Raw genomic sequence first — 18,496 nt, forward strand, 5'->3', positions numbered from 1 at the left:
CCTATAAAACCGCTCGAGTACATCGAATATTGAATGCAAAAGACCTATTTCCGCTACCTTGCCCCACGACCGCGCCCTCAGCTTGTCCAAGAACAGCTCTTAAAGACGTTGTTTCTATACTGGTTCCCGTAGATGCCTCTGTCGATGACCAATAGTATCCAGCATTTCCACGCAAAGCAAGAGTTCTATCTGAGGGTTGATAATAACCTGATGCTGGAAAAGTTAATATAACATTACTATTTCGACGGCTTCGAAACACCTTTGCACTAGTAAATTTGGTATTACTGGCGGTCCAGTCTGTCCCCCTGTTATCCGCAACTAATTGTGTAGTAGATTCGACCAATGCACTCCATTCTGTTGACGTAGGCACGCGCCAGCCATTGGGACAAGGATCATTTGCAGTCACTTTCCCGCCATTTGTGGCCGGGGTTGCGTTGTACCAAGCTCCATTTGCTGCATTGCTCGTCCATAGGCCAATAGTATCTGTTGCTACTGCACCAGTTGTAGGAGTAGCCCGCACGCCGCGCCGACCCCATTGATAATAATTGCCCATCTGAGTTTGAAAACTACCGCCTGTTGCGGGTTCGTCTGGATTTACTGACGCAGCGACTCCCAAATTTCGTCGCATCCACTGTCGTCCATTTATCACGGCAGCTTCCACCCCATTTACTGTTACGTAAGAATCATTGGGAACAATCCTAACGCGCAGGTTATACACCACCCCAGGATCGAATCTCACATTCGGAATAGAGATAGGCGTCGTACGATTAAGCGGACCTATATTAAGTGACGCGATGGTCAACGTTCCATTCGTAATATTGTTAGCTACTGAACTAAAACTACTTTGTCTCGTAGTGGCGCCTCCAGTCGCTGTAGGGAATGTGATAGCGCGATTGCTTGTTTCTCCGGAAAAAGCAACGTTTCCATTTAATAGCGTTACCGATGCTGCGCTCCGAGTAGAAGCCAAACTAGTAGCACCAATTTCACTAATTAAATATCCAGTTGCAGTAGCATCTACAAGTACTCGTACTCCAGAAAAACGATATTTGAATGCGATATTCAACGAATTATCTGCTCCAGGCACAATTGTTCTCAATCCAGAATTAAACATGATGAAGTTAGGAAAAGTTGCAGGGTTTATATTGATCGCCGAATTAATTGTGGTTCCAGTGAGGGTTTCAGTTGGAGCCGAATTCGTATTATACGAATAGGCGACAAAGTGGTATTGACCTCGATTGACCTGCAACTGTTGACCGTCATCAGGCGTTACAGATCCCGTTGTGCTAATGCTATAAATTTTATCGGTCACATAATTACCGGAACTATTGTACACTGCTAAGCGAAACTTAATTTGCCGTTGAATGGGGCTGATAACTGCATCCGCCTTCGTGTTATCTTTCAAACGTTTATTGGCTCGCGGCACGTCGGGTTCCTCTTCCACCAGATCAGTAATGATGTAGAAATCATCGTTAAACGGAATCTCTTCTGTCAGTGAGGAAGATGGGTTTGCCAACAAGCTGTTTTGATCAGGTAAATTGGACTTCATCGAACCAAATAATTGATCTCGATTATCGACCTCATCGCTCGCTAAATTTACCCCAATCGTAGCCATACCATCCCCAGATACCTCATCACTGGATTTAGAACAAGATTGAACTATTAATAACGCATTAAAAAGGGTTAAAGCTAAAGTAACGGTTAGTGTCTGTTTCATCATTTTACCAGTTTACGTCGAAAGTTTGCTCCTCATTTTGATACTCGTCCGTAATGGTTCCGTTTTCAGAGACAGGACTTACCGCAACTGATCCAGCAGCTATTTGGTTTTCAATTTCAACGACAACTACGTCAATCTTCGGTTGTGTGTACTTGTTTTTTTCTTTCATAGTGTGATGTAACAATTACTTAAGGTGGATGCAAAAAAAGCAATTCGTGAAAATATACGAAAGCGTATAAATGCGCGTTTTATTGCTTATTATGTAAATAAATTGTCATTAGCGCGATCGACAGAGGATCAATTGCGACTTTCAATAATACGAATTTCTTATTGAGTAACAAATTATCCTACTTGAAGTTTTCATTATTTTTATTTTTTACCAAACTCGAGAATCATTAAGTACCAGCATAAATACATCTATCAGTATTACACAATAGTACGGTCGCAAAGTCTAAAGATGCCAAACAGATTGGGGAGAAACTATCTATCTAGCTATCAAATCTATCTTAACTATTTTTCGATATTGCCCTGTATTTCTCGTCAACGAGAATTGTAGATTTTCAGTTCGGCATGGTATATAACATGGTATATAACTATACGACCCCGCTTTTCGTGCTACTCAACTTTGCATTACCTATGTATTTGAGCTTTTTGAGATGAACATTTTAATGTGGCACTATACGCAAGTATGAGGCAGAATAAATTCCAGCGAAAAATGTTTGTTAAAACGTTTTAGTAACAAAATTTTAAACCATTCTTAACAATTCCGAAACAGTAGAAGCCGAAGTTTGCACCCAATATCTAACGCTAAAAAAATGTATTCAAAACCATCCAGATTACTCTGGTTGTTACTTTCGCTCAGCGCCGCTTCCCTACCCTCCGAAGCGCACACGCTAGCTGGAAACAACCTATTCTACCAAGCCGTAAATCAGCAACCACTTCGTGGTAAAGTAGTGGACTCGCAGGGAAACGCAATTGCTGGTGCAACCGTTTTAAACAACAGAACACAAGAGCAAGTACAGACGAGCAACGACGGTACTTTTGTTATTGCAGGACGTATCGGCGACTCCCTTTCTGTACGTTACATTGGCTTCATCGCCGATGATCAACGCGTTACAAAGGCCGAAGACATTACTTTTTCTTTAGAGCCTCAATCGCAAGCGATTGACGAAGTGATGGTATCTATCGGTTACCAAAAGGTACGCAAATCCGACCTAACCGGAGCAATATCTAGCGTAAAAGCAGAAGAGATGAACTTAAGTTCACCAAAGCTTTCGCAAGCTTTGGTGGGTAAGGTTGCCGGTGTACAAATAATGCAAACCTCCGGCGCACCATACGATGGCACGAAAATCCGTGTGCGTGGCGTAGGTTCTGTCAACGCGGGATCTGACCCCTTGTATGTGATAGACGGTTACCCAGCAGGAAACAATCTGAACATCAACCCGAATGATATCGAATCGATCGACGTACTGAAAGATGCAGCCTCCGCAGCGATCTATGGTTCTCGTGCAGCTGGTGGTGTAGTTTTAATTACCACAAAACGTGGTAAAGAAGGACGCAGCAACGTGGATTACGAGGTTTTGGGTGGATTTGGTCAGCTATCGAAAAAAGTAGATTTATTAAATTCAGCAGAATATATCGACTTATTGATTGATGGTCGTAATAACGCTTATCAAGATCAGATCGTGAATTCGGGTGGCGTGTGGAGCGATGATCGTCGTAAAGATTCTAATGCGATTAGGAACCAACGTTTCCCAGGAAATCCAGGTTCTACCAATATTCCCGAAGAATACTATGATTTTGCATCGGGAACAGCTAAGCAAGCACAATACGATACCGATTGGCAAGATGCATTATACAGAAATGCGCCGTTCCAAAGGCACAACCTTTCCGCATACGGTGGCAACGATAAAACACGCTATTTAATCAGCGGCGCTTATCAAAATCAAGATGGTATTATGCTTGGAACAGGACAACAAACTTTCAATTTCCGTACAAACGTGGACGCTAAGATAAGCGATCGTTTAACGGTTGGTGCAAATGTTTCCTTTACCTACAATGATAATGATGAGGTAACTACCGGTCGATTCAATCAAAGTCCATCAATGGCCGCGTTGATCTACTTACCAACGTTACCAGTTTATAACGCTGATGGAAGCTATGCCCAATATCTAATGGCCGACTTTTCTGCAAGAGGTTTTGGTATTCAACCTCCAGAAAATCCATTAGCTTACGTTACGCAGGTCAAAAATAATCGTCGCGGGAAACGCGGTTTATATAATGCATTTGCAGATTTCGAAGTAATGCCGGGCTTAAATCTAAAAGTGAACGGTGGACTTTCAACATACGACGAAAAGCACGATTTTTACCAACCTACTAGTCTTTCAAATGGCGACTACCGTCCGTTTTCACCGCAAGCGCGTAACGCTGCTTATGCGGATGCACGCACCCTAGGTGAAATTGACAAATTGGTGGAAACTACGTTGAACTACAATAAGACTTTTGCCGATAAACATCAGGTAAATGCATTATTAGGCTATTCTGCACAGCGCACGGATTTCGATCTAATTTCGCTTAGAGCGAATGGATTTCAACATGATAAGATTGGTGAAATAAGCGATAAAGGTGCGGACCCGACCAATTTCCAACTTCGTGAAGCGGATAAAACGGTTGTAACACTACAATCGTATTTCAGCCGAGTGATGTATAATTATGATGCGAAGTATTTCTTGGCAGCTTCCATTCGTACAGACGGTTCATCACGTTTTGGACCTAACACCAAATGGGGTACTTTTCCTTCGCTATCCGCAGGTTGGACGTTATCAAATGAAGATTTTTATGATGCATGGTTAGGCCAGGGTTCTTCTGTAAAATTAAGAGCGAGCTGGGGATTGAGCGGCAACAACAATATTCCTAATTATAGATCGCGAACGGTATATGGTTCTCCGCAAGGCGTTGTAATTGGTGGGAATGTGGCTACAGGCTACTATCCTGGATCCCTAAACGATGCAAATTTAGGTTGGGAAAGTACCTCGCAGTATAATGCTGGACTTGATGTAGGTCTATTCAATGGACGCGTAAACGTGATGACCAACTTTTACCGCAGTCGCTCGTTCGATCTTTTGTTCAATCAACCAATCACAGCCATCAGCGGATCAACTTCAATATTAACCAATTTACCTCAAAGTAAGGTCGAAAACAAAGGGTTTGATGTGCAATTGGATGCGACATTATTACGCCGCGGCGATTTCGAATTAGGTTTTAGTGGAAACATCAACGTCAACCGTAATAAAGTGCTTGATTTAGGTGGTGCATCTACTATTCTGACAAACGGTGCAGAACGTTCTTATATCACGCATATCACGCAAGAAGGTAGCCCAATCGGTATGTTTTACGGTTTTCAAGTATTGGGTATAGCGGACGAAAATAATTACCAAAGTTTAGCGCCTTCAGCCGCTTCTAGCAACCCATTGAAACCAGGCGATTTGTATTTTGAAGATGTCGATGGTAATGGTGTGGTAAACGATTTAGATAAACGTATTATCGGAAATCCGCATCCAAACTTTACCTATGGCTTTTCATTCAATGCGAGCTACAAACGTTTCGATATCCGTGCATCATTCAATGGTTCGCAAGGCAATAAGATATTGGACGGACAGGATTATTACGTGTATAACATGGAAGGATCCGGCAACCAATATGCCGATGTAGCTCAACGTTGGAGATCAATAGAAAATCCAGGTGCAGGATCCGTATATCGTGCATCTCGCGCAGGAACGCAAAGTAACAGTACGCGCTTGTCTTCTTTTTACCTTCAAGATGGATCGTTCTTAAGAATGACGAACGTAACATTGGGTTACTCAGCACCGCAAAGTTTAGCAGAACGCCTAAAGATTTCTGGTGTACGCATCTTTGCAAGTGTAGAAAATCCATTTACCATCACAAAATACAAAGGATATAATCCAGAACCGGACTACAATCAACGTGGAAATTTAACGCCAGGGGTTGATTACGGTTTATATCCATTAGTGAGAGGGTACAACCTAGGATTGAAAGTCACTTTCTAACGAATATTCAAATACTGAAATGAAATATTCATGTTAAACAAAATAAACACCTATGAATATTCCATACGACCTTTAAAAGTCAAATATCACATATGAAAAAAAGATATATATTACCTTTTCTATTATTAAGTTTAGGTGCATGTAAACAAGAATTTTTGGATCAACGCGATCCGAATGCGGTAACCGTGGAGGATTTCTTCGAAACGGAAAACGATGTGCAGTTGGCAGTAAACGGACTTTACCAAGCTTTGCGTAATGGCAATAATTTGGGTGAAGGAAGTGGGCTGTTTAACGAGGAACGATCTGACAATACGGGCAGAAACGACAACCAATCGAATGCCGGTGAGCCATTCCAGTTTAATGATTTCTCGCTATTAGCGAGTAACTCATTTTTGAAATCGCATTGGTCGAACATGTACAATGGAATTTCACGCTGTAACACATTATTGTCTCATATCGACAAGGTTAGTTTTACCAATCAGGATTTGAAGAAACGCTACATTGCCGAGGCGAAGTTTGTTCGCGCACTGCTTTACTTCCACATGGTTCGGAAGTTTGGCGACATTCCATTATCGACTGTAGAGATTACGTCCAAACAGCAAGCAGATCAATTGGCCTTCCGCGAGAAAGAAAGTGTTATTTACCAACAAATCATTGCTGATCTGACAGACGCCTTGGACAGCAATTTGCCGAACACACAAAAAGAATACGCTGTTGGTCGTACGTCAAAAGCAGCAGTTAATGCCATCCTCGGTCAGGTTTATTTGACGATAGGCGCAACGGTTGCCGAAGGCCGCCAAGAGAATTTGACAAAGGCTGAACAGTACTTAGCCGCTTCTTACGGCATGCGCACTTTCGGAAAGCTAAACGAAATTCCGTACGACGAAGTGTTTGATGTAGACAGGAAAATGGACTGCAAAGAGTTGATTTTTCAAATTCAGCATATACAGGGCAATCAATTATACAGCTCTTCTATTGCACGGAATAATCAAGCTCGCGGCGAAACGATAAACTCGAAATTTAATGCTACCGGAGTTGGTGGAAATGTAAAGCGTGACTTGGTAAATGACTACGAAGCGAACGATACGCGTAAGGCATTCTCCATTAAGTTTGCCGCAGACGTAAATGTGAACGATTGGTTTATCACGAAATTCCGCGACAACAGCGACGGTGCTGGGGTTCAAGGCTGGGGAGGAAACGATTGGATTTTAATCCGCTATGCGGATGTTATGTTATTGCTTGCCGAAACAAAAATGCACTTAGGAAAAGACGCCGAAGCAATCGCATTGTTAGACGAAGTACGCGAGCGAGCTGGTTTGCCAAACTACGCAACTTCCCGTATGGATGCAAACTACAGCGCTAAATATCCAACATTGAAAGAAGCCATCTTACACGAGCGTCGTGTAGAGCTCGCTTTCGAAAACCATCGTTGGTTTGATCTGATTCGTAATTACGATGCGCAAGGTTTGGTGAATTATTTTAAAGCAAAAAACCAAGCGGATTACGGTATCGCTCGCTTATCAAACATTTCGACGAAGGACCGTTACTATCCGATTCCTTTCGATGAATACCAACTTGATCCTACTAGAATGTATCAGAATCCGGGTTATTAATCCCCATCCATGAAACAAATTCTAAAAGGAATAATCCTGATGCTTATGTGCTGGGCAGCAACGCCCACACAAGCTCAGGATTTTTCGTCTATAAAAAATCCCCAAGATTGGGTAACTGCAAAGAATTATTACCTTACGTATGTCCTACTTCAGGACACCACTGCACTGTACGAATATTTCTCCTCCGATCGACGCCTTACAAATCTGTTGGATGCGCGTCACAATCGACTACTGGAAAGTGAGAAATGTACAGATTTGGCTTGCTTAATGAAAGCTTTTATGTGGAAGAATGAGGAAATCGAGTATCTAAGTGCAACCTTTTCAAAGTTGGTTTTGAGTCATTCGGTACAACGCGAACACCTTAAAAAACATTTATTCGCCTACCCGAGATACGGCAACATCGGGAATCTTTCATTATCAGCATACATCGAAAAAGCTTTGCGTCAAGATTTTCATGCAATGAATTATGCTATTCGCGTTTACGGCGGTGGCGAGAAACCAAATTATCCGACTATTGATTCGATAGCATTCAACACCAATGACCCTCACTATCTTTCTCTTTTGAAAGAAGTCCGCGTCGACGTGTTATCCGATATTCAAAAACCTGAACAAGCATTTCAAGAAACGTTATTGTGCGCGATTCGACTGTTGGAAATCAACGAGCGCTGGGATGCGGCACAACTCGAACCGCTTAGGCTGGGAGAAAACAAAGCGGCGTTAGATGCCATAGCTACAACTGATTTTAGCCGCTATCCTTATAGTTTATTGCTAACTTTAGGTGCTGGTCCGGAGGTGTACGGCCAACCCGTCAGCCCGGGTGGGATGTTGCGCAGTCGTACAGCGGCGCGCAGTTATTTTGCGGGTTTAGCACCATTTATTGTCGTTTCAGGTGGGCGGGTTCATCCATACAAAACGCTCTATATTGAAGCCCAGCAAATGAAAAAATACCTAATGGAAGTTTGCCAAGTTCCTGAACACGCTATTTTGATTGATCCGTACGCAAGGCATACCACCACCAATCTGCGAAACACTGCGCGTATTTTATTGAGTTACGGATTTCCCACAGATCAATATGCCATTGTCAATAGTAGTTCGACGCATATTGATGCTGTGGAGAATATGGCTGCACGCTGCATTCGCGAGTTAGGATACCTGCCTTACGAACTGGGCAATCGCGTTAGCGATGTAATTATTGAATTCAAGCCGCGCGAAGAATCGTTCACCATTGATCCTGATGAACCCCTTGATCCTTAAGGTTAGCGTACGACAGTAGCTTCGAGCTCAACTATCAATGTTTCAAATAGCTTCGACACTTCCAAAACCGTCGAAGCTTGTTTTATACCATGTAGAACGATCCAATCTTGCATCACATCGAAATGCTGAAACAACTCCGACGTGGATGTGGTATAAATATTCAGTCGTACAATATTCTCGAGTTCATATCCAGCTTTTAAAACAACTTTTTCTAAATTTTGGATGCTCCATGTAAGTTGGTCGCGCATACTAGCATTGCTGGATAAGGCGTGGTCGTCGATTGCGGTCTGTCCAGACACATACAAAGTAGCACTCACATCTTGCACTTCCACCGCTTGGGAATAACCTCGTGCATCTTGCCAATTCCAAGGATTTATTATTGTTTTTTTCATAGCGTAAACATATTTTTTACAAATGTCAGCTATGAATTGGGATATTACCTGTGACTGAAATCACTATTTACGTCATTGACAATCGGCTCAACGTTTCGCGAGATACACCCAGATATGATGCAAGGATGGTCTTAGAAATACGTTGCGATAATGCGGGATAAGTGGCTAAAAAAGCTTCATACCTTTCGGTTGGATTAAGAGATAATAAAGTAATAATACGTCGTTGATTGGCTATATGCCCGCGCATGGATTTGTCTACAAAATATCTAGACAGACTCGGAAATTTATTTATTAACTTGTGATATTCCGCTAATGATAGTGTACTTGTTTGTGTGTCCTCCATGCAGTACAAAGTAAATCGGGATTGTTCACCAAGATAGAACGCCGAAAAGTCTGTTTCCCACCACCCTTCCATAGCAAAAGATAAAATATGCTCTTTACCATCTTCAGACCAATAGGATAAGCGTACTAAACCAGACTGGATTAAATACACATTACTTATTAATTCGTTATGCTCAAAGATAAATTGGCCCTTTAAATAATTCTCCACCTTGAAGCAAGAGGTAATTTCATGCAGTTCGGTATCCGAGAAAGCCGAAAATTCCGAAAGTTTTTCTTTTAAGAAGTTGTGATGCATTTTGAACGTTTTTTAACTTACTTGCAGTCGTAAACCTAATGAAATGGTATGTTATTCATTACCGCATAATACGATATGTCGCATTTTCAAAATTTGCAATACTACCAATTAAAGGAGTTTTATTTTAAATAATGTAAATCTCAACGAAAGTCAAAATTCCTATTACGAATTGGGCGTGGTTTAAAAAGGTTGGTACTTGATTATTAAGTAAATAATACTTTGATTGGAAAGGCACATATCTGCATTATACAAATAAGATCAAAGATTAGGAGTCAAATAACAACAAAATGAAAAAGAGAAAAGTGCCTTTAAACAAAAAAGAGCAGCTTTTTGAAGCTGCTCTTAAATTCGCGGAGAGGGCGGGATTCGAACCCGCGGTACCGTTTCCAGTACGACAGTTTAGCAAACTGTTCCTTTCGGCCACTCAGGCACCTCTCCGTTACTGCTGTGCAAACATAACGCAAAATTTTTATTTTGCAAAGCTATTTTTCGCCTACAATCACAATACTTTGACTTTCAAAAAGATTATTTAATCGTCAGTCGATTTCTTTCTAGTCACGTCGTAATCGATACGCACATGGTAAATGCTTTTCAACATCGATTTGAAGATCGCGGCGACCTGAGAAATCTGCTTCATGGTGATGTCCGCGTTTGTAAATTGCTTTTGAATCAATTTATGATCTACAATCTTGTCCACCAGCGTATTGATCGATTGCTCGGTATATTCTTTCATGGCGCGCGAAGCTGCTTCCACAGAATCCGCTATCATGAGCACGGCCGATTCCCTAGAAAAAGGAATAGGTCCCGGATAGCGGAAGAGTTCCTCATCCACCAACTTGTCTGGATTGTTCTTCATCGATAGGTTGTAAAAATAGTCCACCTTCGTTGTTCCATGGTGCGTGCGAATAAAATCGACCACAGCTTCTGGCAATTGATTCTTACGCGCGATTTCCACACCTTTTAGTACGTGAGAAATAATGATTTGTGCACTTTGCTCCGGCGTCAATTCTTCATGTGGATTGTTACCCGTCTTTTGATTCTCGATAAAGTAAAGTGGGTTCGACATCTTACCAATATCATGATACAACGCTCCGGCACGAATTAGCAACGGATTGCCACCAATTCGGTAAACCGCAGCTTCCGCCAAATTGGCTACCTGCAACGAGTGCTGGAAAGTTCCAGGAGCACGGATAGACAATTCACGAAGTAATTTGGAGTTACTATTTGTCAATTCCATTAATGTCAAATCAGAAACGATACCGAACAGTTTTTCGAATGCATAGATCAATGGATAAGCCAACAGTGTTAAGCCGACGCTGATGACGAAAGGAAAAATATCATTCCAGTAAATACTATCAAACGTACCATTTCTGGTAAGCACCAATCCGGTAAACGAAATGATATAGGAAGCCAAAATCAATAAACTCGACAGCAAGAATTGCTCACGCTTCACCATTGTACGAATACTGTAAATCGCCACGATGCCGGTTACCAATTGTAAAAAAACGAAATCAAAACTATTTGGCACAAATAACGCGGCCATCAGCACCATCAACAAATGTGTATTTAGCGAAACGCGCGTGTCAAACAAGATGCGAAAGATAATCGGAACGATACAATATGGAATATAGTATAAGCTCGGAATCTTCATTTTTATCGCCCAACTCAGCACGCCGAGCATGGCAATAATGACTGCGAATATGATGAGAAGTAGTCGGTTGTTTTTGTAAATATCGCGACGAAAGAAGAACAGAAACATCATGAGCAAAGTCATGATTAACGATACCATCAAGAAGTTCCCAAACAACACCAATCCTTGCTTTCCTCCGATCTGCGCCTCGTTTTCATATACACGTCGTAACGATTCTAGCTTTTGGATAATTTCATTATTAATCATTTTACCCTGCTCGACGATTAATTCATTGCGTTGCACAATACCACGGGTGGTTGACATATTGGAAAGTGCGGCTTGCTCAGACTTATCCGTTTGCGCCTCATTAAACATTAAATTGACCGCAACATAGTTTTTAAGCAGGTCGGACAACCACTTCTTTTGGGAAATAAATCGGTTTCGATCTACGGTCCGTTCAATGTAAGAATACGCACTTTCGATGGTAAAACTATTGGCGGTATTACGTTGTTGTGCTACGTTATCCTGCACTAAAATGAAGTTATATTCTGCCTCAGAACCGGAAGCGGTACTATTACCTTTCAGCTGATATCGACTATTTAAAGAAATAATTCCTCTATCGTAAACGTATTCCAAAATAGCATTTCCAACGCCGCGATAACGCTCAATATCCTGTGAAGGCAGCGTGTCGATTTGCGAGGTTTGCCAGCGTTCATTTAAGTCGATGTTGAATTGATCCAACTGCTCTTTGCTGACAACTTCGCTTACGTTATAGATTGGATTTACCGTTTTTAAAATCTGATGCCGGTCGCGATCCAGCTCTTCTTGTGTTTTGAGGATAGCAAAATCATAGGGTGAAACTAAATTCTCGTGATTCCAAGGTTTTCCTTTTTGATAATCGTATCGAAAGCGAGGTTGTTTTGGCATGAAAAGGCAGACCAAAAGAATGGTAACCACCGCCATAACGTATTTTAAGATGGGAGAATTATATTGGAGTTTCTCTTTATTGTAGTTGATCTTCAATTTCGCCACGTTGTCGGAATTAGTGATGTGCAATTTGCTCGAATGGAAACAATTTCAACACGAGCAGTTCTCACAAAAATAGGAAAAGAATTGTGGTCTTTCATTTTAATATCGTAGATTAGCCAACTACTTTAGGGGTGTTTACACTATTTGTGAACTGAGATTTTACCCTTTGAACCTGATCTGGATCATACCAGCGTAGGGAAAAGTGAGTTGTCATCTAGTGCGTTCGCACATCTGTGGCCATTCCTAAAGTGCATGTTTTACATCAACACAAAAGGAATGACTGTTACCATCAATCAACAAACACGTTTTTTCGAGCATCCTCCAGCAAATTTGTCGGACTTGGTTGAATCTGAAACTAAGGGCAAAACGCGCGGCATCGCGGTGGCGATTAACGACCAAGTAGTTCCAAAAGCAATTTGGATAGAAACCATTCTCCAAGAAAACGATCAAATTCTCATTATTTCGGCCACGCAAGGCGGATAAATACCAACACTTAAATCTTATGACAGATCACACCGTTTCTACTACGCCATTTCCTAATTCTCAAAAGGTTTATATCGCAGGTACGTTACATCCCATTCGAGTTGCGATGCGAGAGATCACGCTCAGTCCAACAAAACTCAGCAATGGTGGAAGTGAATACAATCCGCCGGTTACTATCTATGATACATCCGGACCGTATACCGATGAGCAAGCAAACATCGATATTCGCACAGGTTTACCACGAATTCGTGCATCATGGATTAAGGATCGAAATGATGTGTCCGAATTGCCCGAAATCAGTTCGGATTATGGAAAGATGCGTTTGGCCGATGTGACGCTAGATGATCTTCGTTTTTCGTACAATCACCGACCGCTAGTTGCTAATACGGGTTGCAACGTAACGCAGTTACATTATGCAAAAAAAGGCATCATCACCCCGGAAATGGAATATGTTGCTATTCGCGAAAACCAACGCATTGAGCAATTAGCTACCGCTACAAAAGGAATGGATCACCAACATGTCGGAAATAGTTTCGGTGCGAATACGCCAAAAAAACATATCACACCGGAATTCGTTCGCGATGAGATCGCGGCTGGACGCGCCATTATTCCGAATAACATCAACCATCCTGAATCAGAACCGATGATTATCGGTCGAAACTTCTTGGTAAAAATCAATGCGAACATTGGCAATAGCGCCGTCACATCTAGCATCGAAGAAGAAGTTGAAAAAGCAGTTTGGGCATGTCGCTGGGGAGCTGATACGATTATGGATCTTTCCACGGGAAAAAATATTCACGAAACACGTGAATGGATTATCCGCAATTCACCCGTGCCAATCGGCACCGTACCGATTTACCAAGCGCTAGAAAAGGTGAAAGGTGTTGCAGAAGATTTGACTTGGGAAATTTTTCGAGATACGCTGATCGAACAAGCGGAACAAGGTGTTTCCTACTTCACGATCCACGCTGGCGTGCTTTTGCGCTACATTCATCTTACCGCGCAACGCGTAACAGGAATCGTTTCGCGTGGAGGCTCCATCATGGCAAAATGGTGTTTGTTTCATCATCAGGAAAACTTTTTGTACACGCACTTCGAGGACATTTGTGATATTATGAAACGTTATGATGTCGCGTTTTCTTTGGGCGATGGATTACGTCCGGGTGCTATCGCAGACGCGAATGATGCTGCGCAGTTTGCTGAATTGGAAACGTTGGGCGAACTGACAAAAATTGCTTGGAAGCATGATGTACAAGTGATGATTGAAGGTCCGGGTCATGTGCCCATGCACATGATTAAGGAAAACATGGAAAAGCAATTGATCGAATGTGACGAAGCACCGTTCTATACGCTGGGACCGCTCACAACAGACATCGCACCAGGTTACGATCACATTACTTCAGCGATTGGTGCGGCAATGATCGGCTGGTACGGTTGCGCGATGTTGTGTTATGTCACGCCGAAAGAACATTTGGGATTACCGAACAAAAAGGATGTGAAAGATGGCGTAATTACGTATAAATTAGCCGCGCACGCAGCCGATTTAGCGAAAGGACATCCCGGCGCGCAGTATCGCGATAATGCATTGAGTAAAGCACGATTCGAGTTCCGTTGGGAAGATCAATTTAACTTGTCACTGGATCCGGATACAGCACGCGAATTTCACGATGAAACGCTTCCGGCTGATGGTGCCAAGGTCGCTCATTTCTGTTCGATGTGCGGTCCGAAATTCTGCTCCATGAAGATCACGCAGGAAATTCGTGATGCGGCCAAGCAAGGTATGTTCGACAAATCGCAGGAGTTTATTGCGCAAGGCAAAGAATTGTATCTATGATCATTGTCATCACACCGGAGCAACTGGCTGAAAACGAGATAAAAATTGTAACGGCGCTATTCCATGAAGGTGCTGATCGCATTCACTTGCGGAAATATCAGCTTGATAAAATAGCGATGGCGAAGTACATTCAGCAAATTCCAACAGCATTTCATCCGCGACTAGTTTTGCATCATCATCACGATTTGGCAGCGGATTTTGAGATAAAACAATTACACCGAAGCGAACAAGATCGTTTAGCCACAGAATATAAGGTAGAAGGGTTATGTTATTCCACCTCGACGCATAGCATCGACACATTCAATGCATTGAACGAAACATGGGATTATGCTTTTTTAAGTCCGTTTTTTCCAAGCATATCAAAACCTGGCTATGGCAATCAGGAGCAGGTTATCGATCAATTAACACAAAGAACAAACAGAGATGTAAAACTGATCGCGCTCGGTGGTTTGCATACCGATAATGTCAGCGAATCCATTCGACGCGGTGCAGATGGAATTGCCTTGTTGGGCACCATTTGGCAATCGCCAAATCCCGTAAAGCAATTCCGAGCCTGCCAAACAAAATTTGTGTCAACAATCCAACAATAAGAACTAATGAAAAGAGATAAAACATACAGTCGATTGCAATACATTTCCGATGGAGAAACCTTGGAACTTCAAGAGCGCAATATCCGACAAGCATTAGCATTTGGAGCAAATTGGATTCAGCTTCGCTGGAAAAAAAACAAAGATGAAGCATTCGAATCTTTCGCAAAAAACGTTCGAGTGCTTTGCACAAAACATCAAGCTTGTTTTATTATAAACGATCATGTAGATACGGCGAAAAAAGTAGAAGCAGACGGCGTTCATTTGGGATTAGATGATATGTCGGTTTTAGATGCCAGACGTATTTTAGGAACAAACAAAATTATTGGGGGAACAGCAAACACATTGGATCATGTGTTAAGTCGTACAGAAGAAAACTGTGATTACATCGGCTTAGGTCCATTTCGCTTCACATCTACCAAGCAAAAACTCAGTCCCATATTAGGACTTGATGGCTATCAAGAAATCACAGATCTGCTTACGAAAAGAAATATATCCGCTCCTCCGATATACGCTATTGGTGGAATTCGAGTAAACGATATTTCTGATTTAAAGGAAATTGGCATTCACGGCGTTGCCGTTTCCGGCTTGATCAACAACGATCCAAAAATCATTCAAACTATTCAATCAAAATGGCTATGAATACATTAATCATTGCAGAAAAGAAATTTAGTTCTCGCTTATTTTTGGGCACAGGCAAATTTGGAAATATGTCGCTCATGAGCGAATCGATCCAAGCATCCGGCTCAAAATTGGTTACGATGGCGCTAAAACGTGTCGATCACGGAGCAGCTTCCGACCAATTATTGGACGCATTGGATTTGCCAAACGTCAATTTATTACCGAATACATCCGGCGCGCGAAATGCTAAAGAAGCGGTTTTCGCAGCCATGTTGGCGCGCGAAGCTTTGGAAACCAATTGGGTAAAATTAGAAATACATCCTGATCCGCGCTATCTCCTACCCGATCCGATTGAAACATTAAAAGCAACGGAAGAATTGGCAAAAGCAGGATTTATTGTGATGCCATACATTCATGCTGATCCCGTTTTATGCAAACGTCTGGAGGAAGTTGGCACAGCGGCCGTGATGCCGTTGGGAGCGCCAATCGGGACGAATAAAGGTCTGCTTACGAAAGATTTTTTAGAAATCATTATCGAACAAAGCAAGGTTCCTGTGGTCGTAGATGCAGGCATCGGCGCTCCTTCGGATGCGGCGAAAGCCATGGAATTAGGCGCGGATGCTGTGCTAGTTAATACCGCCATTGCGACAGCGCAAAATCCGGTTGCGATGGCTGAAGCTTTTAAGGAAGCTGTGATCGCAGGACGCAAAGCGTATGAAGCCGGACTGGGTGCAAGCAGCGTACAGGCGATACAATCAAGCCCTTTAACCTCATTCTTAACGTCGGATGATTAATACATTTAAAGAAAAACTAGATCAATACGATTGGGCGACCGTTCACGACCGCATTTATAAAACAACGCGAGCCGATGTTCAGCGTGTTTTAGCGAAGCGAAATCACCAGATCGACGATTTCTTAACCTTGCTATCGCCAGCGGCGGAAGAGGAATTGGAAACAATGGCGCAAGCAACAAAAACGATTACGCAGCAGCGTTTCGGGAAAACCATCCAGCTTTACGCGCCTATGTACTTGAGTAACGAGTGCCAAAATATCTGTACGTATTGCGGATTCAGCATGGACAACAAGATCAAAAGGAAAACGTTGTCTGACGGCGAGATTTTGTTGGAAGCGATGGCGCTAAAAGCAATGGGTTTGCAACATATCTTGTTGGTTAGTGGCGAAGCCAATAAAACCGTTGATGTCGCGTACTTTCAAAATGCCATCCGATTATTGAAACCTCATTTCGCACAAATATCCATTGAAGTGCAACCGCTTGATCAGGAGGAATACGATTTGCTGCACGCGGAAGGTGTACATACTGTGCTCGTTTATCAAGAAACGTATCACCGCGAGGTATACAAAGCCTATCATCCGAAAGGAAAAAAATCAAACTTTGACTATCGTTTGCACACGCCCGACCGAATCGGCAAAGCAGGCATTCATAAAATTGGTTTGGGTGTTTTGTTGGGTTTGGAAGATTGGCGCACAGATAGTTTCTTCAATGCGTTGCATATTGATTACCTGCAAAAAACCTATTGGCGCACGAAATACAGCGTTTCCTTTCCACGATTAAGACCGGCGACTGGAATTATAGAACCGAATTTCATCATGGAAGATCGGCATTTGCTCCAATTAATCTGCGCATACCGCATTTGGAATCCTGATCTAGAGATTTCGATTTCTACGCGAGAAAGCGAGCATTTTCGCAATAATATTATCCCGTTGGGCGTAACGACAATGAGCGCCGCTTCCAAAACCAATCCAGGTGGTTATGCTGTCGATCCACAATCGTTGGAGCAATTTGAAATCAGTGATGAACGCAGCATGGAAACGATTATTGATTTAATCAGAAGTTCGGGATACGATCCTGTGATGAAAGATTGGGAAACCTCGTTTATGGGGAATTCAACTGGGAGCGATGAATAAGGAAGAAATATTCCAGCGATACAGCCGACAGGTTTTCATCGATGAGATTGGTGTTTCAGGGCAGCGAAAAATGATGGCTTGCCGCGTTTTGGTCATCGGTGCTGGCGGTTTAGGTAGTCCGGTTATTCAATATTTGGCAGCTGCAGGAATCGGCACGTTAGGCATCATCGATTTCGACCAAATTGAGTTACACAATCTCAATCGGCAGGTTATCTTTGGCAACAACGATGTAGGTTTGTCGAAAGCAGTAGTGGCCAGCGAATTTGTGAGCAACCTAAATCCGAACGTCCGCGTGCAGATTTATCCACAAAAATTGACCGACGATAATGCGGAAAGTATTTTTGCCAATTACGACATCATCGTCGACGGTTCCGACAACTTTACAACACGCTATTTAGTGAATGATATTTGTGTTTCGTTGGAAAAGCCTTTGGTTTATGGCAGTATTTTCGGGTTCGAAGGTCAACTTTCCGTGTTCAATTATCGCGGCAGCAGAAATCTTCGTGACATTTTCCCAGAACCGCCCGCTTCGGAAGATGTTCCAAATTGTGATAAGAACGGCGTGTTAGGTCCCTTACCCGGAATAATTGGAAGCATGATGGCGATGCAGGTGTTAAAAATAGCAACGGATTTGCCGGTAGATAGTAACCAACTGACGATCATCAATACGCTGAATTGGCAATTTACCAAGCTTTCCTTTTAAACAAAA

General features: G+C 42.4%; 15 protein-coding genes, 1 tRNA gene and 1 riboswitch. Of the genes, 10 read left to right on the forward strand and 6 right to left on the reverse strand.

All coding sequences use genetic code 11. The annotated features are described in order from the left end of the window. Window position 1 precedes the first annotated feature (1 nt). Both ACFSQ3_RS11705 and ACFSQ3_RS11710 read right to left on the reverse strand, forming a co-directional pair. On the reverse strand, window positions 2–1,717 hold the full coding sequence (locus ACFSQ3_RS11705; RefSeq protein WP_380869736.1) for an FISUMP domain-containing protein: 1,716 nt from the start codon (window positions 1,715–1,717) through the stop codon (window positions 2–4). Window position 1,718: 1 nt separating this feature from the next. Then, a complete protein-coding gene (locus ACFSQ3_RS11710) occupies window positions 1,719–1,883 on the reverse strand; it encodes a hypothetical protein (protein WP_380869737.1) in 165 nt (54 codons plus the stop codon). A 646-nt stretch (window positions 1,884–2,529) separates the two neighbouring features. On the opposite strand from ACFSQ3_RS11710, the gene ACFSQ3_RS11715 reads away from it, so the two are divergent. The 3 genes from ACFSQ3_RS11715 to ACFSQ3_RS11725 all read left to right on the forward strand — a co-directional run bounded on the left by ACFSQ3_RS11715 (window position 2,530) and on the right by ACFSQ3_RS11725 (window position 8,648). After that, window positions 2,530–5,781 (forward strand): SusC/RagA family TonB-linked outer membrane protein, encoded by a 3,252-nt coding sequence (locus ACFSQ3_RS11715; RefSeq protein WP_380869738.1) that lies wholly within the window; start codon window positions 2,530–2,532, stop codon window positions 5,779–5,781. A gap of 92 nt (window positions 5,782–5,873) precedes the next feature. Beyond that, complete coding sequence (locus tag ACFSQ3_RS11720; RefSeq protein ID WP_380869739.1) at window positions 5,874–7,394, forward strand: RagB/SusD family nutrient uptake outer membrane protein; 1,521 nt, start codon at window positions 5,874–5,876, stop codon at window positions 7,392–7,394. Window positions 7,395–7,403: 9 nt separating this feature from the next. Further along, window positions 7,404–8,648: a YdcF family protein gene (locus tag ACFSQ3_RS11725; protein WP_380869740.1), complete on the forward strand. Its 1,245-nt coding sequence runs from the start codon at window positions 7,404–7,406 to the stop codon at window positions 8,646–8,648. A 2-nt stretch (window positions 8,649–8,650) separates the two neighbouring features. On the opposite strand, the gene ACFSQ3_RS11730 is transcribed toward ACFSQ3_RS11725, so the two are convergent. From ACFSQ3_RS11730 to ACFSQ3_RS11745, 4 genes are all read right to left on the reverse strand, one after another. Beyond that, on the reverse strand, window positions 8,651–9,040 hold the full coding sequence (locus ACFSQ3_RS11730) for a RidA family protein (protein ID WP_380869741.1): 390 nt from the start codon (window positions 9,038–9,040) through the stop codon (window positions 8,651–8,653). Between the two features lie 67 nt (window positions 9,041–9,107). After that, window positions 9,108–9,677 carry a Crp/Fnr family transcriptional regulator gene (locus tag ACFSQ3_RS11735; protein WP_380869742.1) on the reverse strand — a complete coding sequence of 190 codons (570 nt, stop codon included), beginning with the start codon at window positions 9,675–9,677 and terminating at the stop codon, window positions 9,108–9,110. 351 nt (window positions 9,678–10,028) lie between these two features. Beyond that, a tRNA-Ser gene (locus ACFSQ3_RS11740) sits at window positions 10,029–10,115 on the reverse strand. Window positions 10,116–10,206: 91 nt separating this feature from the next. Further along, window positions 10,207–12,339 carry an HD family phosphohydrolase gene (locus ACFSQ3_RS11745; RefSeq protein WP_449329219.1) on the reverse strand — a complete coding sequence of 711 codons (2,133 nt, stop codon included), beginning with the start codon at window positions 12,337–12,339 and terminating at the stop codon, window positions 10,207–10,209. Between the two features lie 114 nt (window positions 12,340–12,453). Next, a riboswitch (TPP riboswitch) is annotated at window positions 12,454–12,552 on the forward strand. Window positions 12,553–12,588: 36 nt separating this feature from the next. Here ACFSQ3_RS11745 and thiS point away from each other — a divergent pair. Genes thiS through ACFSQ3_RS11780 form a run of 7 tightly spaced genes read left to right on the forward strand, consistent with a single transcriptional unit; the run spans window position 12,589 to window position 18,490 of the window. Further along, window positions 12,589–12,819: a sulfur carrier protein ThiS gene (gene thiS / locus ACFSQ3_RS11750; protein WP_380869744.1), complete on the forward strand. Its 231-nt coding sequence runs from the start codon at window positions 12,589–12,591 to the stop codon at window positions 12,817–12,819. Window positions 12,820–12,838: 19 nt separating this feature from the next. After that, window positions 12,839–14,653, forward strand: coding sequence for a phosphomethylpyrimidine synthase ThiC (gene thiC / locus ACFSQ3_RS11755; protein WP_380869745.1), 1,815 nt, complete (start codon window positions 12,839–12,841; stop codon window positions 14,651–14,653). Beyond that, entirely contained in the window at window positions 14,650–15,243 is a 594-nt protein-coding gene (locus tag ACFSQ3_RS11760; protein WP_380869746.1) for a thiamine phosphate synthase, read from the forward strand. Before thiC ends, ACFSQ3_RS11760 begins: the two co-directional genes overlap by 4 nt. Window positions 15,244–15,249: 6 nt before the next feature. Beyond that, the gene (thiE, locus tag ACFSQ3_RS11765; protein WP_380869747.1) at window positions 15,250–15,882 is read left to right on the forward strand and encodes a thiamine phosphate synthase; all 633 of its coding nucleotides are present in this window, start codon (window positions 15,250–15,252) and stop codon (window positions 15,880–15,882) included. After that, window positions 15,879–16,655 carry a thiazole synthase gene (locus ACFSQ3_RS11770; protein WP_380869748.1) on the forward strand — a complete coding sequence of 259 codons (777 nt, stop codon included), beginning with the start codon at window positions 15,879–15,881 and terminating at the stop codon, window positions 16,653–16,655. The genes thiE and ACFSQ3_RS11770 overlap by 4 nt, the downstream gene beginning before the upstream one ends. Further along, window positions 16,648–17,787: a 2-iminoacetate synthase ThiH gene (gene thiH, locus ACFSQ3_RS11775; RefSeq protein ID WP_380869749.1), complete on the forward strand. Its 1,140-nt coding sequence runs from the start codon at window positions 16,648–16,650 to the stop codon at window positions 17,785–17,787. The genes ACFSQ3_RS11770 and thiH overlap by 8 nt, the downstream gene beginning before the upstream one ends. Beyond that, window positions 17,780–18,490 (forward strand): HesA/MoeB/ThiF family protein, encoded by a 711-nt coding sequence (locus tag ACFSQ3_RS11780; protein ID WP_380869750.1) that lies wholly within the window; start codon window positions 17,780–17,782, stop codon window positions 18,488–18,490. The genes thiH and ACFSQ3_RS11780 overlap by 8 nt, the downstream gene beginning before the upstream one ends. The last annotated feature ends 6 nt before the right edge of the window (window positions 18,491–18,496 follow it).

This window comes from Sphingobacterium corticis (assembly GCF_042684745.1).
GTDB classification, from domain to species: domain Bacteria; phylum Bacteroidota; class Bacteroidia; order Sphingobacteriales; family Sphingobacteriaceae; genus Sphingobacterium; species Sphingobacterium corticis.